22 protein-coding genes are annotated in these 24,370 nt (G+C 42.7%); 5 read left to right on the top strand and 17 right to left on the bottom strand.

Annotated elements, in window-relative coordinates; genetic code table 11:
- Nucleotides 1-26: 26 nt before the first annotated feature.
- From L2730_RS07870 to L2730_RS07805, 14 genes are all read right to left on the bottom strand, one after another.
- Nucleotides 27-1,037 (bottom strand): hypothetical protein, encoded by a 1,011-nt coding sequence (locus L2730_RS07870; RefSeq protein ID WP_248974086.1) that lies wholly within the window; start codon nucleotides 1,035-1,037, stop codon nucleotides 27-29.
- Nucleotides 1,038-1,243: 206 nt separating this feature from the next.
- Complete coding sequence (locus L2730_RS07865) at nucleotides 1,244-1,696, bottom strand: hypothetical protein (protein ID WP_248974085.1); 453 nt, start codon at nucleotides 1,694-1,696, stop codon at nucleotides 1,244-1,246.
- A gap of 50 nt (nucleotides 1,697-1,746) precedes the next feature.
- Nucleotides 1,747-2,676 (bottom strand): nucleotidyl transferase AbiEii/AbiGii toxin family protein, encoded by a 930-nt coding sequence (locus L2730_RS07860; RefSeq protein ID WP_248974084.1) that lies wholly within the window; start codon nucleotides 2,674-2,676, stop codon nucleotides 1,747-1,749.
- Entirely contained in the window at nucleotides 2,669-3,460 is a 792-nt protein-coding gene (locus tag L2730_RS07855) for a type IV toxin-antitoxin system AbiEi family antitoxin (RefSeq protein WP_248974083.1), read from the bottom strand. Before L2730_RS07855 ends, L2730_RS07860 begins: the two co-directional genes overlap by 8 nt.
- Before the next feature lie 602 nt (nucleotides 3,461-4,062).
- Nucleotides 4,063-6,186 (bottom strand): M3 family metallopeptidase, encoded by a 2,124-nt coding sequence (locus tag L2730_RS07850; RefSeq protein WP_248974082.1) that lies wholly within the window; start codon nucleotides 6,184-6,186, stop codon nucleotides 4,063-4,065.
- A 118-nt stretch (nucleotides 6,187-6,304) separates the two neighbouring features.
- Entirely contained in the window at nucleotides 6,305-7,237 is a 933-nt protein-coding gene (cyoE, locus tag L2730_RS07845; protein ID WP_248974081.1) for a heme o synthase, read from the bottom strand.
- A 13-nt stretch (nucleotides 7,238-7,250) separates the two neighbouring features.
- Nucleotides 7,251-7,586 (bottom strand): cytochrome o ubiquinol oxidase subunit IV, encoded by a 336-nt coding sequence (gene cyoD, locus L2730_RS07840; RefSeq protein ID WP_248974080.1) that lies wholly within the window; start codon nucleotides 7,584-7,586, stop codon nucleotides 7,251-7,253.
- Nucleotides 7,586-8,221, bottom strand: a complete 636-nt coding sequence (gene cyoC, locus L2730_RS07835; RefSeq protein WP_248974079.1) for a cytochrome o ubiquinol oxidase subunit III — start codon at nucleotides 8,219-8,221, stop codon at nucleotides 7,586-7,588. Before cyoC ends, cyoD begins: the two co-directional genes overlap by 1 nt.
- Nucleotides 8,218-10,203, bottom strand: a complete 1,986-nt coding sequence (gene cyoB, locus L2730_RS07830; RefSeq protein ID WP_248974078.1) for a cytochrome o ubiquinol oxidase subunit I — start codon at nucleotides 10,201-10,203, stop codon at nucleotides 8,218-8,220. Before cyoB ends, cyoC begins: the two co-directional genes overlap by 4 nt.
- A 2-nt stretch (nucleotides 10,204-10,205) precedes the next feature.
- Nucleotides 10,206-11,108, bottom strand: coding sequence for a ubiquinol oxidase subunit II (gene cyoA, locus L2730_RS07825; RefSeq protein ID WP_248974077.1), 903 nt, complete (start codon nucleotides 11,106-11,108; stop codon nucleotides 10,206-10,208).
- Between the two features lie 174 nt (nucleotides 11,109-11,282).
- A complete protein-coding gene (locus tag L2730_RS07820) occupies nucleotides 11,283-11,687 on the bottom strand; it encodes a hypothetical protein (protein ID WP_248974076.1) in 405 nt (134 codons plus the stop codon).
- Nucleotides 11,688-12,086: 399 nt separating this feature from the next.
- Nucleotides 12,087-12,428, bottom strand: coding sequence for a zinc ribbon domain-containing protein YjdM (locus L2730_RS07815; protein ID WP_020911583.1), 342 nt, complete (start codon nucleotides 12,426-12,428; stop codon nucleotides 12,087-12,089).
- Nucleotides 12,429-12,678: 250 nt separating this feature from the next.
- Nucleotides 12,679-13,401, bottom strand: a complete 723-nt coding sequence (gene nfsA / locus L2730_RS07810) for an oxygen-insensitive NADPH nitroreductase (RefSeq protein ID WP_248974075.1) — start codon at nucleotides 13,399-13,401, stop codon at nucleotides 12,679-12,681.
- Nucleotides 13,402-13,554: 153 nt separating this feature from the next.
- Nucleotides 13,555-14,058: a hypothetical protein gene (locus L2730_RS07805; protein ID WP_248974074.1), complete on the bottom strand. Its 504-nt coding sequence runs from the start codon at nucleotides 14,056-14,058 to the stop codon at nucleotides 13,555-13,557.
- A gap of 194 nt (nucleotides 14,059-14,252) precedes the next feature.
- Here L2730_RS07805 and L2730_RS07800 point away from each other — a divergent pair, with 194 nt between their 5' ends.
- Nucleotides 14,253-15,251, top strand: coding sequence for a helix-turn-helix transcriptional regulator (locus L2730_RS07800; RefSeq protein WP_248974073.1), 999 nt, complete (start codon nucleotides 14,253-14,255; stop codon nucleotides 15,249-15,251).
- Between the two features lie 181 nt (nucleotides 15,252-15,432).
- Complete coding sequence (locus tag L2730_RS07795) at nucleotides 15,433-16,440, top strand: lipid A deacylase LpxR family protein (protein ID WP_248974072.1); 1,008 nt, start codon at nucleotides 15,433-15,435, stop codon at nucleotides 16,438-16,440.
- 87 nt (nucleotides 16,441-16,527) lie between these two features.
- Here L2730_RS07795 and L2730_RS07790 read toward each other — a convergent pair whose 3' ends face one another.
- Together L2730_RS07790 and bshA are read right to left on the bottom strand one after the other, a co-directional pair.
- Nucleotides 16,528-18,759, bottom strand: coding sequence for a cation:dicarboxylate symporter family transporter (locus tag L2730_RS07790; protein WP_248974071.1), 2,232 nt, complete (start codon nucleotides 18,757-18,759; stop codon nucleotides 16,528-16,530).
- Nucleotides 18,760-18,778: 19 nt separating this feature from the next.
- Nucleotides 18,779-19,939 carry an N-acetyl-alpha-D-glucosaminyl L-malate synthase BshA gene (bshA, locus tag L2730_RS07785; protein ID WP_248974070.1) on the bottom strand — a complete coding sequence of 387 codons (1,161 nt, stop codon included), beginning with the start codon at nucleotides 19,937-19,939 and terminating at the stop codon, nucleotides 18,779-18,781.
- Between the two features lie 308 nt (nucleotides 19,940-20,247).
- Between bshA and L2730_RS07780 the strand changes: the two genes are divergently transcribed.
- The 3 genes from L2730_RS07780 to L2730_RS07770 all read left to right on the top strand — a co-directional run bounded on the left by L2730_RS07780 (nucleotide 20,248) and on the right by L2730_RS07770 (nucleotide 23,665).
- Nucleotides 20,248-22,407, top strand: a complete 2,160-nt coding sequence (locus L2730_RS07780) for an LruC domain-containing protein (RefSeq protein ID WP_248974069.1) — start codon at nucleotides 20,248-20,250, stop codon at nucleotides 22,405-22,407.
- Nucleotides 22,408-22,418: 11 nt separating this feature from the next.
- Nucleotides 22,419-22,934 (top strand): hypothetical protein, encoded by a 516-nt coding sequence (locus tag L2730_RS07775; protein ID WP_248974068.1) that lies wholly within the window; start codon nucleotides 22,419-22,421, stop codon nucleotides 22,932-22,934.
- Nucleotides 22,935-23,170: 236 nt separating this feature from the next.
- Nucleotides 23,171-23,665 (top strand): CIA30 family protein, encoded by a 495-nt coding sequence (locus L2730_RS07770; RefSeq protein ID WP_248974067.1) that lies wholly within the window; start codon nucleotides 23,171-23,173, stop codon nucleotides 23,663-23,665.
- Nucleotides 23,666-23,714: 49 nt separating this feature from the next.
- Here L2730_RS07770 and L2730_RS07765 read toward each other — a convergent pair whose 3' ends face one another.
- Entirely contained in the window at nucleotides 23,715-24,320 is a 606-nt protein-coding gene (locus L2730_RS07765; protein WP_248974066.1) for a lipid-binding SYLF domain-containing protein, read from the bottom strand.
- Nucleotides 24,321-24,370: the final 50 nt, after the last annotated feature.

The raw sequence follows: 24,370 nt of genomic DNA, 5'->3' as shown, positions 1-24,370 counted from the left end.
CGAAAAAAATCTCGCCCAACTTTATGCTAAATTTTGATATTTTTTCTAATCGTCTCTGCGCTTTTACCTTCAGCGATTGGTAATTTAGCAATCTCTATTGCTACCCACGTTTTGGACTTATCAGGGTTCGCTTTTTTTAACTTATTAGCTTGCCTTTGCCACTTTGAATATTTGGTTTGGGTTTGGGCTTTATTGTATGCTTGTTTATAATTTTTCGTATAGGCCTGCTGTACTAGCGGTTTAATCTCCTGCAGCGTATCTTCAAGTGATTGAGTAAACTGATTAATATCTTGAATTGTGATGACAAACTGGTAGTTTGGTTTATCTAATTCAAAGTAGCTGTCACTTTCGGGATACTTACCATTTTCATATGGAATCAGCGCCTCATTCAACGTCATAAAATCATCAAGGTCATCAGCACTTAAACAGTCTAATACTAAGCTGTTATTACTCCGGTTAAAATCCAAACGACTCAAGCCATTTGCTCTAAGTAATTGTTCACGCTTAGTTTCTAACGCTGCTAGGTTGTATTGGTTCCCCTCAAGCTGCAGGCTTGTTTGAATCCTGAAAATAAAATCATCTCGCTTCAAGAAAAAATCATTAATTGCATCAAGAGTCGGTTCAGTCCCACCTACCTCTTTTTGATACAGCTTCTCGATCTCATAAGACTCTAGTCCAATCATGGCAAGGTCCCAAACCCCATCAATGACATGAACTTGTTCATCGAAAGCCAACCACCGATTCTCACCTACCAGAAGCTCATCATCTAAATTGATTTGATATGGTTCATCTAGGGCTTCGTTCGTGGCAAGGTTATTCTCAACTTGAAAACTATTAGAATCACTGTATTGGGGCGTAATGTACTGCCCTCCTTTAGCATATGCATGGCTGTTAAGCCTGACTGACATTGTTAAGTGTTTATCTAGCACCAGTCTGTAAAGATCTGCAAGCGACACAGGCTCTTCTATAGAGCTTGATAAATACTTGGCGGCTTCTTCAACGGTTAAATACTGCTTTAATTTAAATAGCTTACTCATCCAAAATGTTCTCATTTCTCATCAACAGTACTCCGCATATACCGTCAACTTTAATTGTGAAAAGTGAGCACTATGATGCCCCTTCCAGCAATAGTGTCACGATCAACTAATAATGACATAGAAGTCTCACTGTGAATGTGAATTAGCTATTAGTTATTAGTTAGGCAAGAAGAGGATATATAAGGGAGTTAAGGTTGAGGTTGAGGTTAACTCTGATCGGTTTCAGACTCTGCCCTATAGCTGATAAATTTTGGCGGGACTTTAGGCTTGGACTTCAGTTCATCGAATAAGGGTTGACCGTTAGCTTTTGAAAGCACCACTTCACTTTGTTTGGCGAAGTAGAAGTGATAGGTATCAGTCTCCTTCTGGTACTCACCGTATAGCAAAAAGTCGACAAAGCTTTCTGTTTCAGTCATGACCAAAACAATGTAATCATTTCGCTCTAAACAGACTTTGTATTGTGACTCTCCGGCCTGAATGAATGAACAATTATCAAACATGGTCAACAGTTCTGCCTCTGTTGGAAAACTGCTTTTCTCTCGCCCCTCAAAACAGATGACGGTTCCATCCTTCTTGGTATATTCGATGGTAATGCGCTCAGGAGCTTCCCGTCTCCTAAATGGAGCGATTAACCTATCAAGCCAATACGTTAAAGGCATCTTGTCACCTATTATTTACCGAAAATAGTTAGAAGATTAAGCTATTTTTGTCAGCCACCAGCAACCCACAGCTCTAATACACCTTCAAGCTTAGTGAGTTGCTGTTGATGTTTTACTGGGTTATTTGCCAGCTTCTGGATATTCAATAACTTCCACTTTACTGCTGGCAGTGCCTCAACACTCGGCTCGTCAAACAGTGACCAGTCAGGATGACCACTTTTAAACGACAACAAAAAATCTCTATCCCTTGCTGTAAAGTGTGTCTTGAGTGCCGTAAACATTTCAGTGCGTGCGACAAGTAACTCATCAAGCTCTATAGGCTTGGTTGTCATTCCATTGAACTCAGCTTTAAAGCTTGCATCAAGCTCTTTCCAGCGCGGTGACATCACTTCGCTAATTGGTCTCGGATGGCTGAGAGTATAAGTTAAAAATCCTACTAAAATGTTCCTTGTTATCCCCTCTTCAGCCAACAGCATTTTTACATCGAACAGATCGCGTGGATGCTGCCTATCCATTGCTGCACATAACTTGCCACCGTATAGATCTGGCAAGCTCACAACAGGGATCTCTGCGTAGCCAAACTCATCTTCTACCGATTCAGCTACTGGCATCACCTCAGCATTGTGCAGTGTCCCTCTAGCGACTGGTGATACTTCAATCTTTATTGTGACCTTCTCGCTGGTCACAACAACTCGTAACTCATCGTGTTTATTATCTTGAAACACTGCATTGAGGTTGGGCTGAGTATTAATATTGTCGGTCAGCCGTCCAAGTGCTGACTTTACATTTTCGAGCGCTTGCTCCCTTGAGTCTAATGGAAGGTATGCTAAATCGATATCCACTGACAGCCTTGGAAAGTCGCGCACAAATAAGTTAATAGCGGTGCCGCCCTTTAATGCAAACACCTCTTCTTTGGCGACTAGCGGCAGCATCCGGATAAGCAAAGTGACTTGTTGATAGTAAACCGACGATTTATCCATATTGGTTTTCTTCTTTTGACTTCATAAATGATACAGGCACGGTTATCTGATACCGTTCATCATAACTACCTTGGGAAACGACTTGGCGCTTTCCTGAGCCTAGATGTATTTGTGATTCATCTAACCTCTTAGCCCACTGATGTTGATAGTAGTGACTCAGAAATAGGAAGAGTCGATTGGTTTGCACCGCATCACTTCGATTGAGTATTGACTGCACTCGTCGTGGGCTCAAATTTACCAGCCCTTGAAACAGCTCAGCTGCATGCTCAAAGCTTATCTGCTTACCTATCGAATTAACAACCTCATAAGCCGCGAGTTCAGCGGTGCTGGCCTTAACTTCTCTGTTGTTCACAGTTATTGTTATGAAGTCTTTTTCTAACGTTTGAGTCAATTTATTGCTGGTATAGAACAGCCAGTTTTGCCCATCAAGTTCACGGAACCATTTTGGTAATGCGTTTTTACAGCTACAACCAACCCACACTTGTTCGCTTCCTAGCTGTAGATAGTGACTCAACCCTTGATGAGTTAGACTGCTAACTCCCGCAAGGTGTATAGAAAGCGCTAACTGCTCATTAGCAGCATTTAGCGCTTCAACCCAAGTAGGTTTCAATTTACCCGTCGATTCAGGACGAAAATAAACACCCGCTCTGATCTTGTTCAGCCAGCCACTGCTTACATATTTTCTCACTAAAGATGGGCTTATACTGTTTTGCGTAAGCCACGATTGAAGCACTAGAGCGCCTGGATGTGTATTATTTATGAGCCAGTTTACTTTTGATGACATAGTTACACCTTTAGTACCACTTTACACCAATTTATAAACCAACTATAAAACCTGAGTTTATAAAAATCAATATAGTGATACCTGAGGTACATCTTTATTTAAATTATTAAACTAAAAGAAATCTATTACATTCATAGTGCAAATAATCTCTACGGTGGTTAGCTTGTTCATTTCTCACACCTTTATCTGCGGGCTTACCTGTGCTTGCTCAATAAAGTCTACATTTCTAGACTTTATTGGTATCAGGACTATCAGAACCCATAAAGTACAGAAAGTTAGACTTTATAAAATTAAAGAGTGTTCTCTTGCTAGAATGATACGAAGAAGGCCGTGGATGAAATTTTTATCAAGTTTTAAAACTTTTTCTAAATATTTTGCAGCAACAGTACTGTGACTTACTTTTATTGTAACACCAATAGGAACACCCGAGATTCCACTTCAATATAAAACACCTTTAAAATAGATAGTTACAACACAAAGAAGAGCCCCGCCGCCTCCACCAATTATTTAAAAAGGCCAACCTTAACCGGTTGGCCTTTTTTATACTTTAAATTCAAGAACCTCTCCCCCTCACATAACGGGAGAGAATGAGCCAACGGAGTCTACTCAGTGAGTCCTCTGCGAATAAGCAGGTTGTCGATATTAGGTTCGCCGCCAGTGAAGTTAATGTAGTCTTGCATTAAATCTTGGCTGTTACCTTTCGACAAAATAGCTTCGCGGAATTTGTCGCCATTATCATGCGATAACCCACCGGTTTTATTCATGTAAGAGAACGCATCAGCAGCTAATACTTCTGTCCATAAATAGGCGTAATAACCTGCAGAGTAACCACCGCTAAAGCTGTGGCTAAAGTAGCTAGTCTTGTACCTTGGTGGTACAGCAGCATAGTCAATACCATGTTTAGCTAGCACTTTATGCTCAAATTCCTCTACATTTGAAATTTGAGTGTTTGCGCCTACTGAGTGCCACTCCATATCTAAAATAGCCGCAGCGAGATATTCGGTGGTGTCATGACCTTGATTAAATTTATGAGATTGGAGTATTTTATCTAGCAGCGAAGCGGGAATTGGCTTTCCTGTTTGATAATGTTTGGCGTAGTGGGAAATCACCTCAGGGTTAATGTCCCAGTCCTCATTAAACTGTGATGGAAACTCAACGAAATCTCTGGCGGTTGCAGTGCCTGCAATACTTGGGTATTTCACTTGAGAGAACAAACCATGTACAGCATGACCAAACTCATGGAACATAGTGGAGACTTCATCGAACGTCATCAATGTAGGGTTACCCGCTGAAGGCTTTGGTATGTTAAGCGCGTTATAAACAACAGGCTTGTTGCCCATTAGGCCTGACTGCGTCACTAGTTCATCCATCCAAGCGCCACCGCTCTTACCTGGTCTTGCGTATGGGTCGAGATAAAAAATCCCCACTGAGCTCGAATCTTTGTTAAAGACTTCAAATGCTAAGACATCATCATTCCATACTGGCAGATCGGGCCTTGGTTTGACTTCAATGCCGTAGAGCTTGTTCATCGCATAGAACAAACCATCTTTTAGCACTCGGTTGAATTCAAAATAAGGTTTTATCTGACTCTCATCGAGGTTGTACTTTTCTTTACGTACTTTTTCGGCATAAAAAGCCCAATCCCAAGGCTGCAACTCAAAAGTCACGCCCTCTTTTGCCATTTCAGCTTGAATGTCTTGCGCTTCTGAATCCGCTTTAGCGACGGCTTTGGGCACTAAGGCATCAAGTATGTCAAACACAGCTGATGGGGTTTTAGCCATCTGGTCGGCAACCGCATAAGCAGCCCAGCTAGAATAGCCAAGTAACGCTGCTTTTTCAGCGCGAAGCCTAGCAATTTTTAGTGCCAATGGACCATTGTTAGACATGCCGCGAGTTGACGATGCTTGCCAAATTTGCTTACGTAAATCACGGTTGGTTAATTGAGCCAATATCGGTTGTCTGGTAGTGTTTACCAAGGTGATCATGTAACCCGTTTTACCTGCCGATTTAGCCGCCGCAGCCAAAGATGAAATTTCATCTGCCGACAGTCCATCAAGCTTGCTTTTATCCTTCACTAAAATGACATCTTCTTTAAATGACTCAAGGATGTTATTTGAAAACTCCGCGGTATCTTTAGCTAATGAGGCGTTGATACTGCGAATTTTGGCTTGCTCGGCTTTAGATAGTTTGGCACCAGCACGGAGAAAGTTATTGTAATAGATCTCAGTTAAACGTTTTTGTTCACCTTTAAGTGCTGACCTGTGTTGGTACACAGCTTCCACACGAGCAAACAACTTCTGGTTGAGATAGATATTGTCGCCATGATTGGTGAGCTCTGGGGTAATAGTCTGTTGGATCTTTTGCATCTCATCATTCGACATTAAAGAGGATAAAGCAAAGAACACTCGTGACACGTGGTTTAATGCAGCGCCGGAAGATTCCATTGCAGAGATAGTATTCTCAAAATCTGCTGCTGATGGATTGTTGATGATAGAGGCTAGCTCTTCATCATGGCGTCGTATTCCCTCTCTAAATGCAGGTAGATAATCTGTGGGTTTTATTTTATCAAATTGAGGCGCATGATCTTGCAGCGGACTTGGGTAAAGCAATACATTACTACTATTGCTCATACCGACTTTATCTGTCGACATATCATTTGACGATGATGAACAACCGCCTAGAACAAATGCCATGGTGATTGTAAGAGTGATCAAATTCTTGCGCATGTGCTTACCTTCCTTATTTAAGTTTTATCATTAAGCTCGCTTTGTGAAACATTTCTTCAAGTTGTTGATTCGACTTATTACTGTTTTTGTTACCTGCTATGTGGGGATCCCACCAAAGCTAATGTGTTAAAAGCGCTAGCGGGGTTTGTGTCACTAACTGAAAATCCAGCGCCATAGTGACGCTTAGCGCTGTAATGGTAATGATGGAAAAACCAAAGAGTTGTCGTGCCCAACTCTGCAAGTTAACCCCGTGGCGATAGCCTTGCAGTGCCATTGCCAGCCACCATAGGCTGGTTGCACAAGTAACCGCCATAAAGGTAAATCCCGTGTAGCCGGCGAGTGGCAATAAAGCGCTAACCAAAGCAAATACAGCGATATAAAGCACGATATGTAGCTTTGCCTTAGTGATCCCTGATGCAACCGGTAATACTGGGATTTTTGCGGCGGAATAATCGTTAAAGCGAAAGATGGCAATCGCATAGGAGTGCGGCATCTGCCACAGACTAAACATCAGTAATAGAATAATGGCAGCGATATCAAGTTGGCCTGTCACCGCGCAGTAGCCGACCACAGGCGGAACAGCACCAGAGATGCTGCCCACCAATGTGCCGTAGACTGAATTTCGCTTCATATACAAGCTGTAAACGCCGACATAAACCAGATAGCCAAGTGCTGCAAATAACAAAGCAACGCTGTTGGTAAAAATCCCCAGCATGGCAAAGCCAAGAACACCTATCACTACGCCAAAAATCATTGCCGAACGCAGCGAAATCTGTCCAGTAACAGTGACTCTATGGCGGGTTCGTTGCATCTTGCCGTCGATATCGCGGTCAATACAGTTATTAATCACGCAGCCAGAAGCAACCACCAGAGATAAACCAAGCAAAGTGACTAGCATCAAGAGCCAATTCACATCACCCTTAGCGGCTAACAAAAAGCCACCCGCAACGGAAATCAAATTACCCATGATGATGCCGGGCTTAGTGACCTGGACATAACTTCGAACCGTTGACTTCAATCGTGCTGACATAAACTGGTCTTGAATTCTCATGACAGTATTCTCGCTACATCATCAATGCATTAGCGGCGTAGATAATCCACACCGACAAGCCCACAACCATGACAATAATCAAAGCTGTGAATAAGAATGAAAATGTATTGAGCTTGCCCTCTTTTGAGAAATCGAGATGCAAGAAATACTTGAGGTGCACCACAATCTGTACCACTGCAGATCCAAGCACCAGCGCTATTGTTAGCGGTTTTTCAAAGTGGTGGCTCATCACCGCCCAAAATGGAATTGCCGTTAAAACCACAGACAACATAAAGCCAACCAAATAAGACTTCACTTGACTTGAAAGGTCATCAACCTGCTGTCTTGCTAGAGTATTTTCCTGCCCCATCACAAAGCTCCCAATAGATAAACGACGGTGAAAACACAGATCCACACTATGTCGAGGAAATGCCAGAACAAACTTAAACATCCGAGTCGAGTAATGCTGCGGTGATTCAAGCCTGTTTTGAGCACTTCAATCATCATGATTGCCATCCAAATCAACCCTGCAGTGACATGCAAACCATGCATACCGACTAAGGCAAAGAAGGAGGATAAAAATGCACTACGTTGGGGTCCATTGCCCTGCTCTATTAAGTGATGGAACTCATAGATTTCCATCCCGATAAACACACAACCGAGGGCAAAAGTGATCAATAACCAGACGACCGTTGCCCTGCGGTTATGTCGCTTAGCGAAAATTAAGGCCAAGCCAAAAGTGATACTACTGAGCAATAACGCTGCGGTTTCAATCAAGACGAAATTCAACTCAAAAATGTCTTTTCCCGAAACGCCACCATCGGTATTCATATAGAGCACCGCATAAGTTGCAAACACAGACGCAAACAAAATGCAGTCGGTCATCAAGTACAGCCAAAAACCGAATAGGGTATTTTGGCTGCTGTCAGGATGTTCGCCATGTGCGGCGCTAATCAATGTTTCAGAGTGGGTATCGTTTAGGTTTGTTGTAATGGCTGTATTCATGCTGTCCCCCTCACAACCTTGTCTAAGTGCGCATTCTCAATAGTGGCAACCTCGCTAGGCTGCACATAGTAATCATGGTCATTGCCATAGGCGCGAAATAGGAAAGCCACAAAAGCACCAAGCATGCCTGCAATAGCCAGCCACAAAATGTGCCAAACGGCAGCGAAACCGGCAGCAGTGATGCAAATAGCTATCAAGATCCCGCTAGCAGTATTTTTAGGCATATGAATAGGCTCGTAATCAGCAGATCTTTGGTACGCTTGCCCTTTCTCTTTCTGATCAGTAAATGCATCGATATCTGATACATGAGGAAGTTTTGCAAAGTTATAAAACTGAGGCGGAGATGAAGTCGACCACTCCAAGGTATGGCCATTCCATGGGTCACCTGTGGTGTCGAGGTTTTGTTCACGATCGCGAAAACTCACATACAGCTGTACAAACTGCAAAATGATGCCAACGAAGATGATGAAAGCACCAACCGCCGCAAAGTAGATCCAGAAGTTCCATGCGGGATTATCTGTATGACTAAGACGGCGCGTCATACCTAAGAACCCCAATACATATAACGGCATAAAGGCGACGTAAAAACCTATCTGCCAACACCAGAATGCCGCTTTGCCTAACCGCTCGTTTAGGTGGAAACCCATGGCTTTAGGGAACCAATAGGAGAACCCGGCTAAATAGCCAAATACCGCGCCACCTAAAATAGTGTTATGAAAATGAGCGATTAAAAACAGACTGTTATGCAATACATAGTCTGCCCCTGGTACAGCCAGCAATACACCTGTCATTCCGCCTATCGTGAAGGTCACCATAAAGCCGAGTGTCCATAAAACAGGGACGGTTACCTTTAAGCGACCGCGATAGATAGTGAACAGCCAGTTAAATAACTTCACCCCAGTCGGCACCGCAATCACCATGGTCATGACACCGAAAAACGCATTTACATTGGCGCTAGAGCCCATGGTAAAAAAGTGATGCAGCCAAACGATAAAGCCCAAGATTGAGATAGCACCACTAGCCCAAACCATAGAGGTGTAACCAAACAAACGTTTAGAGGTAAAGGTTGAGATCACTTCAGAGAAAATACCGAATGCGGGCAAAATGAGGATATATACCTCTGGATGACCCCAAGCCCAAAACAGGTTGATATACATCATGGCGTTACCGCCACCGGCATTGGTAAAGAAGTGGAAATCCATGTAGCGATCTAAGGTCAACATACCAAGCAGCGCAGTTAAGATTGGAAATGAAGCCACGATTAAAATGTTAGCCCACGTGCAGGTCCAAGTGAAAATTGGCATCTGCATTAACTTCATACCTGGTGCACGCATTTTAAGCACTGTGGCGATAAAGTTGACCCCAGTTAATGTGGTGCCAATGCCAGAGATCTGCAATGCCCAAATGTAGTAGTCAACACCTACTCCGGGGCTAAATGCCAACTCAGATAATGGCGGATATGCCACCCAGCCCGTCTTGGCAAACTCACCTAAACCCAATGAGATGTTAATCAACACCGCGCCAGAAGTGGTGAGCCAGAAACTTAAGTTATTCAGGAAGGGAAATGCGACATCTCGAGCGCCAATTTGCAGTGGCAGCACCAAGTTCATCAGACCAATCATGAATGGCATGGCCATAAAGATAATCATGATGACGCCGTGAGCAGTAAATATTTGATCGTAATGTTCTGGCGGTAAATATCCAGCCGCGCCATTAGTCGCTAAAGCTTGTTGGGTTCGCATCATAATGGCATCAGAAAAGCCACGTACAAGCATCACTAATGCCAACACGATGTACATGATACCTAGACGCTTATGATCGACCGAAGTAAACCAGTCATTCCATAACACGCCCCACTTTCTGTATTTTGTGATTAAGGCTGCGATGGCAACCGCAAGGACTGCAACAACAGCTAACGTCACCATGATAATTGGCTCATGGTAGGGAATTGATTCTAATGTTAATTTGCCAAGAATAGACATGGTTACTCCGTCTCCCCATGTTCAGAGGATGAATGGCTAGAATGTGGTGACATCTCCATAGCGCTATCCATATGCATATACTGCATAACGATATGGTTAAACATGCCCTCGCTTACGGAGCTGTAATACTGAACTGCATTATTCTCACTAGGTTTAGCGAGTATTTGGTAACTATCAGGATTTAACAGCTGCTTATGCTGCTTAACTTTGGCAACCCACGCATCAAACCCTTCAGGAGTCGCGGTAGCAATGGCGTTAAATTTCATTCCCGAAAAGCCTGCGCCGCTATAGTTGGCAGAGATCCCCTCAAAAACCCCAGCCTCATTGGCAATGAGATGCAACTGTGTCGCCATGCCTGCCATGGAATAGATCTGGCTACCCAATTGCGGAATAAAGAATGAGTTCATAGCAGTGTCGGACGTGATCTTAAAGTTCACTGGAACATTTGCTGGAAAGGCAAGTTCGTTGACAGACGCTATCCCCAAATCAGGATAGATAAACAACCATTTCCAATTAAGAGAAACGACTTCAACAGTTATCGGCGTAGCTTGGTGGTCTAAAGGCTTGTAGGGGTCAAGATCATGAGTTGAGCCCCAAGTAATGACACCTAAAATAATCACAATCACGATTGGCACTAGCCAAACAACAATCTCAATCATTTTAGAATGCGCCCACTTCGGCGCGTAAATTTCATGCTCCCGTCCATCACGATATTTCCATGCAAAAAATAACGTCATGAATATGACAGGGAGAACAACGATGAGCATCAGCAAAGTAGCAACAACAATGAGATGTTTTTCATCGATGCCTATCTGGCCTTTCGGATCTAATACGCCGCCTTCACAGCCGCTCAGCAATATTGTAAATATCACCATTGCAGCTTTACTTATATTTCGGATTAGCAAAGGAAGATTCCTCTAACCTTAGGGTGTACCGCTCTGCAGGCATTGATAACAAGTCCTACAGCATTGGCTGTAATAACAGTTAAATATAGAAATCGTCATGCATGACGAATCCTCAAAAGAGAAGTACTTTTAAGTTCAAGCCTATGGTTTAACTATTAAAAAGCTTATTTTTTATCAGAAGTGACGAGTAGATAGAGGCGGAGCGCGGCAGCCATGTGCAGTTTGCACCTGAGCTTGAAATTGTGGAATTGAAAAACCAGGGAATAAAACCGCTAAACTTAACTTGTTGATTAGTTTTATTATATAACGAATCAATCGCCAAAGCTGTTCTATAACAATGGGGTTAGTTAACAATAAGCTGAATAAGCTGGCAGCCAGACAGTCAAAAAGAAAACCGCCGTTAAGCGCAATGAACTCACTAAGGTCTAGGTATCCAGCTGAAGATATTGACAAACCATCGGAGAATAACAGCAGCAGTAACCCAGTTAATATCATTGAGAGATTAGCTTTACCCGCATTACAAGCTTCTACCGATAAAGGCAGCTTGGTCAGAGTTAGTAGGTAAGGGGCTAGTTTCAAAAAGGTTTCCTGCTGGCTAAATTATAATTATTATTTTGACTGGAAAATATTCCAGTTAAGTCTTTCGCTGGAGAATAACAAGAAGGTAGTGTCGGATCAAAGCAACTCAGCCTTAAAAGCGAGCTTTATATTAAATAAAGCTTAATTTAAACATTAAACGCTAAAAAAAATTACCAATTTAACAAAATTAAAACCTCGAACTTCACAAAAAACGCACCAAACGCCAACTAAAGCACAGGCAAAGACTTTTAATAAATGATGAATGCCTCAGATCATTTAACAACGTTGCAGGCACAAATTGAGAAGTTCGAGCAGCAGTGTGCATCAGCACTTTTAAAGCACATAAAAAAACATCTGCACAAGGCAGATGTTTTAGATGTTGAGTTAGCTAAAAGCTAATTAGTTTTGTTTTCTAACAAACTTAGACTTAAGCATCATTTGGCCATGGCCATCAACTTTACAATCGATGTCGTGGTCAGCGTCAACGAAACGTTTGATAACCGCTTTAGTACCAACTTTAAGTACTAGTGAAGAACCTTTCACTTTAAGATCTTTAATCAAAGTGACTTTGTCTTCTTCAGCCAACAAGTTACCAACTGCGTCTTTCAGGATAATTGCATCAGGGTCAACAATAACTTCGTTCGGGTTCCATTCATGAGCACATTCAGGGCAAATTAGCTGTGAGCCATCTTCGTAAGCATAGATAGATTCACATTTTGGGCATGGTGGTAAAGCGCTCATGGCATTTTCTCTTTAGTCAATAATTTGGTGAATCATGCTTGATAGCGTTGTTAACTAAGACTGCTATCAATATAACTCGTATTTCAAAGGCACATTATAATCAATATTTCGAATATCATCTAGATTCAAAATCTTGTCCTGTGAACTTGCCTCAGTTCTTAAATTGCTTAACCTGCGTGAGGTAGCAAGTTTACTGTGATAGCACAGTAATGCACCGCACTGTCGGCAAAGAGTCAATGCAGATTAATCATCACTTATCGCTAAAGCCTTGTTGATGCAGAAACTCTTTCATAAAAGGTCGAGACTCTTTGCTTAATGTAGCGGTGATTTGCTGTGACCAAGTCACTTGTTTGCTATTACTACTGCGAGCAGCATAATACTCAAGAATATGTTGGTCATAGGCTGCAACTTCCTCGAAGTCTAACGCTTGGTACTTGTCCTGGTGTAGCACGATATTGAGCGGCAAACGCGGTTTCTGCTCTGGCTCTCTGGCTGGATAACCAATACATAAACCGAACAATGGTAGTACATGTTGAGGCAGGTCTAATAGCTCACTCACTTGCTGCGGGTTATTGCGAATGCCGCCAATAAATACACCGCCTAGACCTAATGATTCGGCAGCAAGTAAAGCATTTTGCCCCATCAGTGCGGTATCTACCGCACCAATCAAGGTTTGCTCAGTAAAACCAAGTTGCGCATCTGGATGGATCTGTCGGTGACGATTAAAGTCAGCACAAAAAACCAGAAACTCAGCAGCAGAGGCCACATAAGGTTGGCCACCAGCATATTGTGCCAGCTTCTCACGGCTATCAGGACTTGATACACGAATGATACTGCTACATTGAATAAAGCTTGAGGTCGATGCTGCTAACGCGCAGTTCAAGATCTGCTCAAGGTTAGCGGCAGTTATTGCTTGATCAGTAAAATGCCTTACTGAGCGATGATTCATTATTGTGGCAATTGTTGGAGTCATGTCTGCTAGATTCTATCGATTATGTTTCATCAGACTACTTTTCAATAAAGTTTAGTGCAATGGTTAGTATTCGACGAACAAGTGTTTTACTTTGCAACTACAGCAGCCTTTATCAATGAATGTTACCAATGAAATAAAGGCTGCAGCACGGTTTTAAGCAGTGTCTTTAGGCTTATCTTCTAACGAGAAGTAGATTTTCGAAACGATGAATTCAGCAATTAAGATCCCAAATACCAGCGCAAAAAATGCCACAATGCCATCAACAGGCCCAGTAAAGTTAATCCTGTCACCAAAGACCAAGTTTATTGCCTCTAACATGATGAACTTAGATCCAAATAAGATAAGCCAGGTACAAAATGCACGATAAAACTTGGGCGCTTTGCCCGGTTTATCTTTAAAGTAATTAGCAATAGCATGCTCTGCGGCAATCGTCAGCTTTAACAGCAATTGCAATAAAATAGCCACTAATAGCGAAATAGAAAAAGACTCAACCGTAATGTATTGCCAAAACTCATTAAACAGATTTAATACGGTAAGGTCGACCAGGACTGCGAGCGTATAGCCAACAAAGAAACGCTGAGGCGTATTGAAACCATACTCTTTTATCGGTGCTGCGAGTGTGGGTTTAGCATTTATTGCTGCAGACTCTTGGTTCATCGTCTTTCCCCTTACAATAAATTGTTTGAAATTTAGCCACCTCTCTAACCTAACAGTAACTCAGGGGATTTCAAGGCAATTGCTGTTAGTTAACCGTTTGCAGGGGAATTTTTCTTTAGTTCATTGCCTAAGCCAGTGGCTTAAGCTAATAATTAGTAGAGTAAAAGCAACCGCTCATTTTGATAAGAGAGACTATGGACAAAACTACGCCTATCGTTCCTTTGATCAAAACCCAGTATGCGTTAGCTTTTGTGGATATTCTTAAGCAGATAGACAGTGATATTTACCCATCAATTGCTAAAGCTCAATTGCCAGAAAATATCCTAGCACCAGGCCATGATTACATACCTCAGCTTCCCTTGATTAAACTGCTAAACATTATTGGCGAAAAAGCGGGACCAGACAGATACAGCCAGCTAATTTGGCAAGTATGTCGACAAGTTTTGATCCCAAGCTATATAGGTAAAATGCAACATGCTAAGACCCTCGAAGAGGCCTTGAATGAGTTTGCGCAGCTATTTAATCAAGAGTCGCTGCATTCGGCAGTAAAACTTCGACATCTTGCAGGCCGTCATTGGTTTATTCGAGAACACCGTTTCTATAGCGAACAACTACAAGACTTTAGAGCACACTTTATTGTCACTTTTATGGTCGAACTAGTGCGGGCATTAACAAATAGACAGTGGTCCCCTACCGCAATAATGCTCACTGGAACTAATGCCGAAGAAATTAAAGCATCTCTGTTGCTTGAAAACGCTGAGTTTTATCTCAATCGCCGAGTGATTGGGTTGTCTCTGTCTACAGAAGAGTTAGCTTCCCCGGTGAAACTGGCGCTAAATTGGCATGAAACTCCTGCTCATTCCCCTTTAAAACCCGCATTATTTGCTGACTCATTAAGGCAAGCACTTAAGCCCTATTTAGGCTTAGGAAGGCTACCAATAGAAGCTGCTGCAGAAATCTTAGGGATGCCTGTCCGCACGATACAACGGCGTTTAAAAAAGGAGAATGCCAGCTACTCAAACATCGTTGAGAATATTCTATTCAACCAAGCTTGCGAGATGTTGTCTGATGTAAATATTCCTATCAGCCGCATCGCCTCCTCTTTAGGCTATTCCGATCTGCCACACTTTTCTCGGGCATTCAAACGCATAACTGGACTATCGCCACGAGCCTACCGTCAACAAGTTAGCTAGGCCAGCTATACTAATGCTATCTAAAGATGCAGGATTTAATGGCAGTGTTAATGGGCTTTAACGAGCATATTCAAGTTGAACGGCTATATACATGCCTGCCGTTTGTCTATATGCTGGCTCTGTTAGTTTTGTGTATTTTCTCGCCTGAAATCATGCATTGAACTAAATTGAGGAGTCTATTGTGACTTTCTTCCCCTCTAGAGATCCAGCGAAGCTAAAACAAGCGGTTGCCACCGCACTAATATCGATTTCACTATCAGTTCCTGCTCATGCGGACCAGTGGAATCTGGGCTTAGATAATGACGTGGTGATCGGTGATGACGGTGACTTTTCCAATGGCATTGTTATTGGCTGGCAAACCGCAGACGATCACGACTTCTCGCACGCACTGTTACCCTTTAACTGGCAATCAAAGTTACTCTTTTCCCAACAAGAAGGCCGTAATCAGTGGGGCGCAAAAATTTATCAGCGCATGTGGACGCCAACAGAAATTGGTTATGATTATGCCCAACCTAATGAGCGCCCTTACGCAGGCTTACTAGAACTTGAAAGCTATACCGCTGCCTACAGCAGCCATATCGCGCAAAAGAACTGGTTGAGTATAGGGATAATGGGGCCCGCTTCTGGTGCTCAAGCAACACAAGAAATAGTGCACAAGATAACCTCCTCGACTGAGCCTCAGGGCTGGCAATATCAGGTAGAAAACCAATTAACTTTGCAACTAGCTTATGAAGCAGACTATCTATTCGCCCGACATAAAGCTTTTAAAAACAGTGATTGGGAATTGAGCGGTCACAGTTATTCGCAACTGGGTAATTTCCGCTCTGAAACAAACCTTGGCATGACCTTGCGCTGGGGCGATGACTTAGCGCAGTCATTTGGTCAGCTAAGTAGCCATCAAGGGCATTACGGTCAATACAGTATGTCAGCAAAAGACAGTGGCAGTTGGACGGTATTTACTCGCGCTCAAGCGGGTTATCGCTTTAACGATTTAACACTTGATGGCGATCTCCCCTACGACTCTTATGTGCAATTAAAAAATCAGCAAGCTCAAGCAAGTGCGGGAGTCGTTTGGGCTTTTCCGAATTGGTCACTAAGCTGGCGCTTTGATTTTTACAGTAAAGAGTATGAATCCGATCCACAGGATTGGCATGCTTATGGTGTATTGAGTTACAGCTGGATAATGTAGTGCGTATTTCACTGCAAGTAACCTAAAGCCAGATATTCGCTGGTTTAGGTTACTTACAGTCGCCCAATATTGCTGTGCTTAGCGGTATTAACTTTCCTCTTTAACCCAGTGCAACACATCCTTAATCACTGACCAGCGCGGCTTTTTCGGCTTGGCATTTTCACCTAAAATCCAGTATCCATAAAGCTTATCGACGTAACCCGATGACTTTTGAATCGCTAACCAACTATTAAGAAATGTCTGTAGTGACGCATTATCGCGCGCAACGGCATAAGATGCTGGAAAAGATTTAATCTCTTCTCGGTTATACAGTGTGGTGTACTCTGGATACAGAATAGTCCAAGTCTTGCCCGCTTCAAGACTTATCATCAACCCGTCCCATGTTTTACCGTCATCTTCAAAGAACAAACGGTCAGACTGGATAGTGTCGAAGGTAAAGTTAGCAAACTTCTTCTCTAGATGTGGAATGATAGAATAAGAACCAACTGAGGCAATACGAAGCGGGCCAGCCTCGCGCAGCAGTTTATCAGTCTTGAATTCATCAGCACGATGATCTTTAACCACAAATGAGTAATGCAGATCGAGTACAGGAGTAGTGAAACCAACATGCTCGATGCGTTTAGTGGTCATCTGTAGCCCTGATATAGCAATATCAAACTGGCCTTGGTTTATCGCGCCTAACACGTTGGCAAATGTATAAGGCACAAATGCGATTTTAACCTCCATCTCTGCCGCTAATTTTTTCATCAGCTCAACATCAAACCCCACCAGCTCATCTTGGGCATTATAAAATGAGAACGGTACTTGAATGGGATTATAGCCCACTCTTAATACGCCACTTTCTCTGATCTCGGCCACACTCCTTGGGCCTGTCGCTTTGGCTAATTCATCCCATCGAAAAGAGGTTACCTGGTCGGGAACCTTCTCTGCCGCGCTCATCTGTGCAACGACTTCGTCCATATTGTATTCGGTGTTTACAATACTGCTTAATAACCAACTAGAGCCTAATAGACTCACTCCGATAACAACCGGGGTTAGTGCGCTATACATAATTAATCGCGCCATACTAACCTTAGCAATGCCCACCAGCATGGCGGTACCACCAACGGCGAGAATAAAGATATTCATCGCCGCCAATAAGGAGGTAAATCGGCTAGTAAACAAACTCGACACCATATAGAGCTGGAATAGATCCGATGACAACTCTAGCGAATCTAGCAACATTGGAATGGTTAAATACACACTGCCAAACAAGCTAATTAAACCGTTTATCGACATTGGCAGGTATGTTAAAAAATCAATATCTTTACCAGAGAACCAAGCGGCAAACAGCACGAAAACGATGGTTAACAACTTGCCGAGATTCGGAAAACTAAACACCACTGGAATAATGATATTGGCGTAGTCATCTGTCTGTTGATCGCCAATATCGTATTTATGGAATAGCTCTTTAGTTCGCTGGATAAGTAACGGAATAATAATAAATATATTACCGGCTGCGAACGCGGTGATCATTGCATCTTTTGCAATACCAGTTATGTCACGGTATGAAAAAGGGGTGATAGTTGCCAAAATTGCTGGTAACACCCAGTAGGTCAAAATCAGAGTCATGACTACATGGGCGACAAAATAAACTTGCAGCTTTTGAAACTCTTCAAAATCCATGGTGCCGGCCGTGGCGGCGGTCATAGCAAAAATACCAATTGGCATTAGCTTTACAATGCTTTGGGTTACTTTATTAAATGACTCGCCTAATAACTGCATCGGCCGCATTAACGATTCTTTGTCATCAATTGAAATAAGCGCTATGCCGGTAGCGACACAAAAAAGCACAATTGCAGGAATATAACTATTAGACAAAGAAAAGAACGGGTTTGATGGGATATACACATCGAGTAGATTAATCGAATTGGGATCTTCCAACGCCGTTAAGCTGAAAAACTCCCCCGCCTGCCAGTCGGGGAAACTGTACTTAATAAGGAACATGGTTAGCAAACCAAACATCCAAATCACCAGCATCAACTTGCCTACTTTGACCCCAAGTGATTTAGCTTGTGCCAAGGTCAGACTGCCTAAGCTAGAGATAAGCGACACGATAATGTAAGGAATAATGGTCATCTGCAGTAGCTTAATAAAAGCATCACCTATCACCGACATCCAAGCTAGCATCTCGCCGAAAAACAGCCCTGCCGCAATACCCGCTGCAAATGACAGCAGGACAAGCGTAGACATACTCATCTTTTTCTTTGGTTTTTCGGCACTCTCTTTTACAAGCTCACTGTCATTATTTACATCGGCTACTGCTGTCTTATCAACCATAATATAAATCGTCCTTTTTTCAGCTATTTACTACAGTCTCTAAGTAACCATTATCAGCAATAGCATGGTGATAACACTCAACGTACTGGCTAATTTTTTGTTTGGGGCTAAAAAGTGCCCTAGCCCGCTCTCTTCCTGCTAGTCCCATTTGTTGCTGCTTATTATCGTCTAGCAAAATAGTTTCCATTGCTTTTGCCATCGCTAATGCATCTTCTGGATCAAACATATAACCACTCACTCCATGCTCAACCACTTCAGGGATCCCATCTACATTGCTACTAACAGTGGGAACTGCGCAGGCCATTGCTTCAAGTAGCACCATGCTAAACGACTCACGATAACTTGGCTGAATGACGCAATCCGCATTCGGAAGGTATGACTCCACATGCATCACATCTCCCATAAAGGTGACATGGTGTAATATGCCGAGCTTGTCGCACTGAGCTTTAATTTTATCTATGTATGGTCCACTACCGAGTAGCACCAAACGTGCATTTACTGTACGAAGTAATAGGTGAAAAGCTTGGATAACCGTATCGGTGTTTTTAAGCGCTCTAAAGTTTGAGACATGCATCAGCACTTTTTCATCGTCTTTCGCCATTTGCCTGCGAGTATTGATATCAGCAAATGTTGGCGAGAACACTTCTAAGTCAATGAAGTTATGGATGACATCTATCGACTTATCATTATCAAAGTGGCTGTAAATATAGTTACGTTGGAAGCTTGAGACTGTTGTGACCTTATTGCTTTTGTGGATACTAAACTTATTCAGCGGATACAGCGGCTTATCTTGCCCAACCACGGTAACGTCAGTGCCATGAATCGTTGTTACCGTCGCAAATTTATGTTGACTAATCTCCCCCGCAAGATATGCACATAGAGAGTGAGGAATTGAATAATGCGCGTGTACTACATCGAGTTGGTACTGCTCTGCGACTTCTACAATTTTAGCCGTTAGCGCAAAAGTATATAAAGGGTCTGAAAAAAGCGGATAATTAATTGCCTCTACAGAGTGAAAGAAAAGCTGCTGAAAATCTTCAATCAGTTTAAAAGGCCTAACACTGGAAATAAAGTGAACCTCATGCCCAAGCTTGGCTAAGCCAAGGCCGAGTTCGGTTGCTACCAAACCTGAGCCACCAATACTGGGGTGACACACTATCCCGATGCGCAGTTTCGACATAACTTTTCTACCACCCAAATAATAGTTAATAAGATGTTATCGCTAGATAAAACTTAGCACTGTTATACAGTTAAGCAAATTAGTATAAGAAACATATACTCACAGCTATTTATTCACTTCTAAATCATTCCTAGGTGCATCACTAATGACGGCGTTCTCTACTACTTATTTTGTTTGCAAAATGCGAATAACCCGCAGCCCACCTCACCATGAAATATGGTAAGCCACTGATAAATAGCGACTTACAGTAATGGCACGCCTTATGCTTATCTAGTTTACTTTGATAACATGACAGTGAGAGATGCATTATGAAAATATCCAAAACTATTTCATTGAGCTGCGGCTCCCCTTTACTTCTTAGCCTTCTTATATCAGCGAATGTTAATGCTTCAGATCCTTTTAGCGCTTGTCCTACTGAAGCGTTTGTCATTCAAAAACAATCTAATACACCAAAGACCTATGGGGTTAACCTTGCCACTGGCAGCTACTCGGTTCTGTCGGATGATATGGGGACTGGTAACGCATTTAATGGCGTCGGTTTTAACTACCATGACAATTATATTTATGGTTGGGATTACTCAAATGCCACTCTTGGTAAGGCCGGTAATGACTATCAAATTGCAGCGCTAAATGTCACTAAAGATACCGCCGCAGCATCTGCAGGTTCTTTTTATGTTGGCGATGTCGCTATTGCTGAAAATGTTTGGTACGGCTATCGCAAAGGCAAAGGCTTATTCAAAATTCCTCTCGATAATCCCGCAAGCTACAACATGACCATTATTCCCGGTAGTAAAAATAATGCCACTTACAATATTACCGATCTCGCCTTTCATCCAACAGATGGGCACATCTACTCAATCAGTAATGGTTCTAGCGGCAAACTACTGCGTATTGACGCTGCAACGGGAGCAGCAGTAAACCTGGGTACTGTGATTACTTCAAGTGGCAGTAACTTCATTTTTGGCGCACAATTTTTTGACCCCGATGGTAATTTATACGTCAGTAATAACAGTAACGGTAATATTTACAAGGTCAACGTGAATGATGCTTCGCCAACTGCAGTATTGTTTGCCTATGGACCTTCTTCTTCAAGCAACGACGGCGCGAGATGTGCTTTAGCTGAGGTGACTGTTGGTGATTCAGTCGACTTTGGTGATGCCCCTGATTCATATGGCACCGTACTCGACTCAAATGGTGCCCGCCATACTATCACTGACAGCTTATATTTAGGGGCTTTGATTGATAATGAATCTGACGGATATGCAGCCCCATTATCTGACGATGCTAGCGATAACTCCGATGATGACGATGGTGTTGTCATGCCAACAGGTTTTGAATTAGGTGAAAGTGCCATCTTATTGGTCACCGCTAAAGGGGGAGACGGTTACCTAAATGCTTGGTTTGATTGGGATCAAAGCGGTACCTTTGAATTAGAAGAGCAAATTATTCTTGGTGAACCGCTAGATAATGGTTTAAACACCATTAGTATTGAAGTCCCAAGTTGGGCTAAAGAGGGACCAACTTGGGCACGCTTTCGCTTAAGTACACAACAAGATATCGCCGCTACAGGTGGCGTTGGAGATGGCGAAGTTGAAGACTATGCAGTGACCTTAACTGAAACCGGTGTCACCATTAACTACTACCCCTCTTCTTCTACTTTCACCACACTTGCCTATGAGGATCTATACCCAGACTTAGGTGATTTTGACATGAACGACGTGGTGGTCCAACTGCGAATTATTGAATATGTAAAAGACAACAAAGTTAGACGTATTGGCTTTGAAGCTCAGTTAGCCGCTATGGGCGCAGCTTACCATAACGGGTTTGGCGTACACCTACCCGGTGTAAGTCGTAACAAAATTAAAGAATCACTGATCAACTGGACTATTGATGACATTCCTCAAGAAGATTCTCCACTGGAAACTGGCCAAACGAATGCGGTGTTTATCTTTACTCAAGATCTTTCCGATTATGTAACGCTAGAGCAAGGTTGTGAATACCTGCGTACCGAAACCGGTTGTGAAAGTGCATTTAGAACGACATGGTCATTAGATATTCCATTTGATGTACCCGTTTCAGAAAGCATAATCCCAGCTTTCCCTTATGACCCATTCATTTTTGCAACACCGAATACCGATCATGGATCCGCAGCCAAAAATGCCGTTGGAGCAAATCCTGGTCGTCAGCTTGAGATCCACTTAAAGAACCAAGCTCCGACAGATAAGTTCTCAAGTAACTATTTCGGCTACCGAGAGGATGCTTCAAATCCAAGTGAAAACCAGTACTTCCAGAATGAAAATGGCATGGCTTGGGCAATTGAGATCCCTGTTACATGGAAGCACCCTAAAGAGAAAGAGCGTTTAGACAATGCTTACTCCGAGTTTGTTGACTTTGCTGCCGATGATACTGGCGCGACTAACCCAACTTGGTATGAAAATGCCGACAACGCACTTATCTTTAACGATTAATGGAGTATCACATGAAAACCAAAATTGAAAAAATCACCGAGGTTCGTTTAAGTCTTATCGCACTTTCATTATTAGCACTTACAGCTTGTGGCGGTGGCGGCGATGGCGATGGTGCAAGCCCTGCACCAGCGGCTGTGACGCCTACAACGACAACAACGACCACCACAGATCCAGATCCTGACCCAACACCAGCCCCAACGTCTCTTGATGATTTAGTTGTGGATGCCGATAACGCCTTAGAAGCTTCTTACCAGTTAACGATTAACGTCAATAAGAGCAGCCAGAGCAGAGGTTACTTCTCACTATGTGATGACTACACCGCTCAAGGCAGCAGTTACAGTGTCAACTTTGATTCTTGTTTATTTAGGGGCCCTTTAAGCGACGGTAAACTAAGCAAAGAGTTAAAAATTGCTAATCATGAGAGCCAGTTAATTGCCGTAATTTGGTTTTATGAAGGACAAAATCCACAATATGTTGAGTGGAGCTACATGACCGATAGCGAAAGCCAAATACTGACAATGAATTAACACTTTACAAATGTGGGTCTATTCTGCCGCGCTGTTACTCTCCATGCACCGCGGCTTTTTTGTGCCCTATCCTTCCCAAAATACTCTCTAAAAATAAACAGTCATCCAAATCAGTATTTACGCCGTATTGGTAATAAGGCAGATTACAAGAGAACAACATGAAGACGAACAGCTATCAATATCGGAAACAAAAAACTTTATCAACCAACATCACATTGCTTCTAGGGAACCTATTAATGAGTAGCGTAAGTCTGGCGGCACCTTTCACTATTGAGCCCGAGAATAGTTGGAATATTATCAATGATTCTGTAATGGGCGGGGTATCAAGCAGCTCCGTTAATTATGACAACAAGGTAGCGACGTTTAGTGGGGAGTTATCACTTGATAACAATGGCGGTTTTGCCTCAACAAGAGCGCGTTTAACCACTAAAGTGCCAGCAAAGGCAACCCACGTTAATATTCGCGTAAAAGGCGATGGTAGACAGTATCAGTTGCGTTTACGTACAAGTAATGACTGGGACGCTGCAGCTTACTCTCGAACATTTAAGACCGAATCAGGTAAATGGCTAACTTACCAATTTAGTGCTGCGGAGTTCATCGCGCTTTTTCGTGGACAACAGGTCAAAGCGCCAGAACTGAAACTCACAGATATAAAACAGATAGGCTTTCTGCTTGCAGATAAGCAACAGGGACCATTCTCTCTGTCGTTTAAGTCTATTTTATTAGATTAAATCATAAAAAAAGCCAGCTTAATCGCTGGCTCTTTTCAATAATCAAGACTTACTCGTCTTTCTCTACAAAATCATCGGTAAAGTCAGTTTCCCAGTACTTATACCCTTGAACCGTTGCCTGTGCAGCTGCCCCCATAAGGTTGACTTGATAGGTTTTAACACCTGAAATGTCTACAGATTGGTTGGCAGAGGCTTGTTCGCCACTCTCTTCATACTTAGCACTCGCCTCAGCCTGAGCCTGGCCTTCATATCCAGATTCTTTGTAGCGTGTTAGTGCGTCTCTATCCATAAATGCTTGCACAAACCCTAGCTGCTTCCAGCCAACTCCAGCGCCAACACCTCCAGTGGCAAAGCGGTAGTAGGACTTCTTGCTTCCCTCATGCAATACGCAGATCCCGCCACCGGTTGATAATGCAAAAAGGTATGTATTGCTACCAGTACAAACAACATAACCAACTGATTCAGCGACTGCAGACTTAGCTCCAGGATGCTCTTTGTAGATCTCTTGTAATGCAGCTTGAGTCTCTTCACGAGCATTCATTTTTTTTGAATCAGGTGTGTCACCAGTTGCACAACCAACAAGCAATGCTGGAACGAGAACTGCTGCTAACTTAACTCGATTAAATTGGAAAGTAGCTTTATTCAGTTGAAACATAGTTTTATCCTTTTGGTAAAACGAAAAACGCAGCTAAGAGCTGCATTTTT

This window comes from Shewanella kaireitica (genome assembly GCF_023284045.1).
Taxonomy (GTDB): domain Bacteria; phylum Pseudomonadota; class Gammaproteobacteria; order Enterobacterales; family Shewanellaceae; genus Shewanella; species Shewanella kaireitica.
The sequence above is the reverse complement of the archived record's forward strand: the minus strand, read 5'-3'. Positions and strand labels throughout refer to the sequence as shown.

Coding starts and splice junctions, on each gene's coding strand:
- L2730_RS07870 (WP_248974086.1), bottom strand. CDS start 1,037: ATGAGTAAGCTATTTAAATTAAAGCAGTATTTAACCGTTGAAGAAGCC.
- L2730_RS07865 (WP_248974085.1), bottom strand. CDS start 1,696: ATGCCTTTAACGTATTGGCTTGATAGGTTAATCGCTCCATTTAGGAGA.
- L2730_RS07860 (WP_248974084.1), bottom strand. CDS start 2,676: ATGGATAAATCGTCGGTTTACTATCAACAAGTCACTTTGCTTATCCGG.
- L2730_RS07855 (WP_248974083.1), bottom strand. CDS start 3,460: ATGTCATCAAAAGTAAACTGGCTCATAAATAATACACATCCAGGCGCT.
- L2730_RS07850 (WP_248974082.1), bottom strand. CDS start 6,186: ATGCGCAAGAATTTGATCACTCTTACAATCACCATGGCATTTGTTCTA.
- cyoE (WP_248974081.1), bottom strand. CDS start 7,237: ATGAGAATTCAAGACCAGTTTATGTCAGCACGATTGAAGTCAACGGTT.
- cyoD (WP_248974080.1), bottom strand. CDS start 7,586: ATGGGGCAGGAAAATACTCTAGCAAGACAGCAGGTTGATGACCTTTCA.
- cyoC (WP_248974079.1), bottom strand. CDS start 8,221: ATGAATACAGCCATTACAACAAACCTAAACGATACCCACTCTGAAACA.
- cyoB (WP_248974078.1), bottom strand. CDS start 10,203: ATGTCTATTCTTGGCAAATTAACATTAGAATCAATTCCCTACCATGAG.
- L2730_RS07815 (WP_020911583.1), bottom strand. CDS start 12,428: ATGAGCGCTTTACCACCATGCCCAAAATGTGAATCTATCTATGCTTAC.
- nfsA (WP_248974075.1), bottom strand. CDS start 13,401: ATGACTCCAACAATTGCCACAATAATGAATCATCGCTCAGTAAGGCAT.
- L2730_RS07805 (WP_248974074.1), bottom strand. CDS start 14,058: ATGAACCAAGAGTCTGCAGCAATAAATGCTAAACCCACACTCGCAGCA.
- L2730_RS07800 (WP_248974073.1), top strand. CDS start 14,253: ATGGACAAAACTACGCCTATCGTTCCTTTGATCAAAACCCAGTATGCG.
- L2730_RS07790 (WP_248974071.1), bottom strand. CDS start 18,759: ATGGTTGATAAGACAGCAGTAGCCGATGTAAATAATGACAGTGAGCTT.
- bshA (WP_248974070.1), bottom strand. CDS start 19,939: ATGTCGAAACTGCGCATCGGGATAGTGTGTCACCCCAGTATTGGTGGC.
- L2730_RS07780 (WP_248974069.1), top strand. CDS start 20,248: ATGAAAATATCCAAAACTATTTCATTGAGCTGCGGCTCCCCTTTACTT.
- L2730_RS07775 (WP_248974068.1), top strand. CDS start 22,419: ATGAAAACCAAAATTGAAAAAATCACCGAGGTTCGTTTAAGTCTTATC.
- L2730_RS07770 (WP_248974067.1), top strand. CDS start 23,171: ATGAGTAGCGTAAGTCTGGCGGCACCTTTCACTATTGAGCCCGAGAAT.
- L2730_RS07765 (WP_248974066.1), bottom strand. CDS start 24,320: ATGTTTCAACTGAATAAAGCTACTTTCCAATTTAATCGAGTTAAGTTA.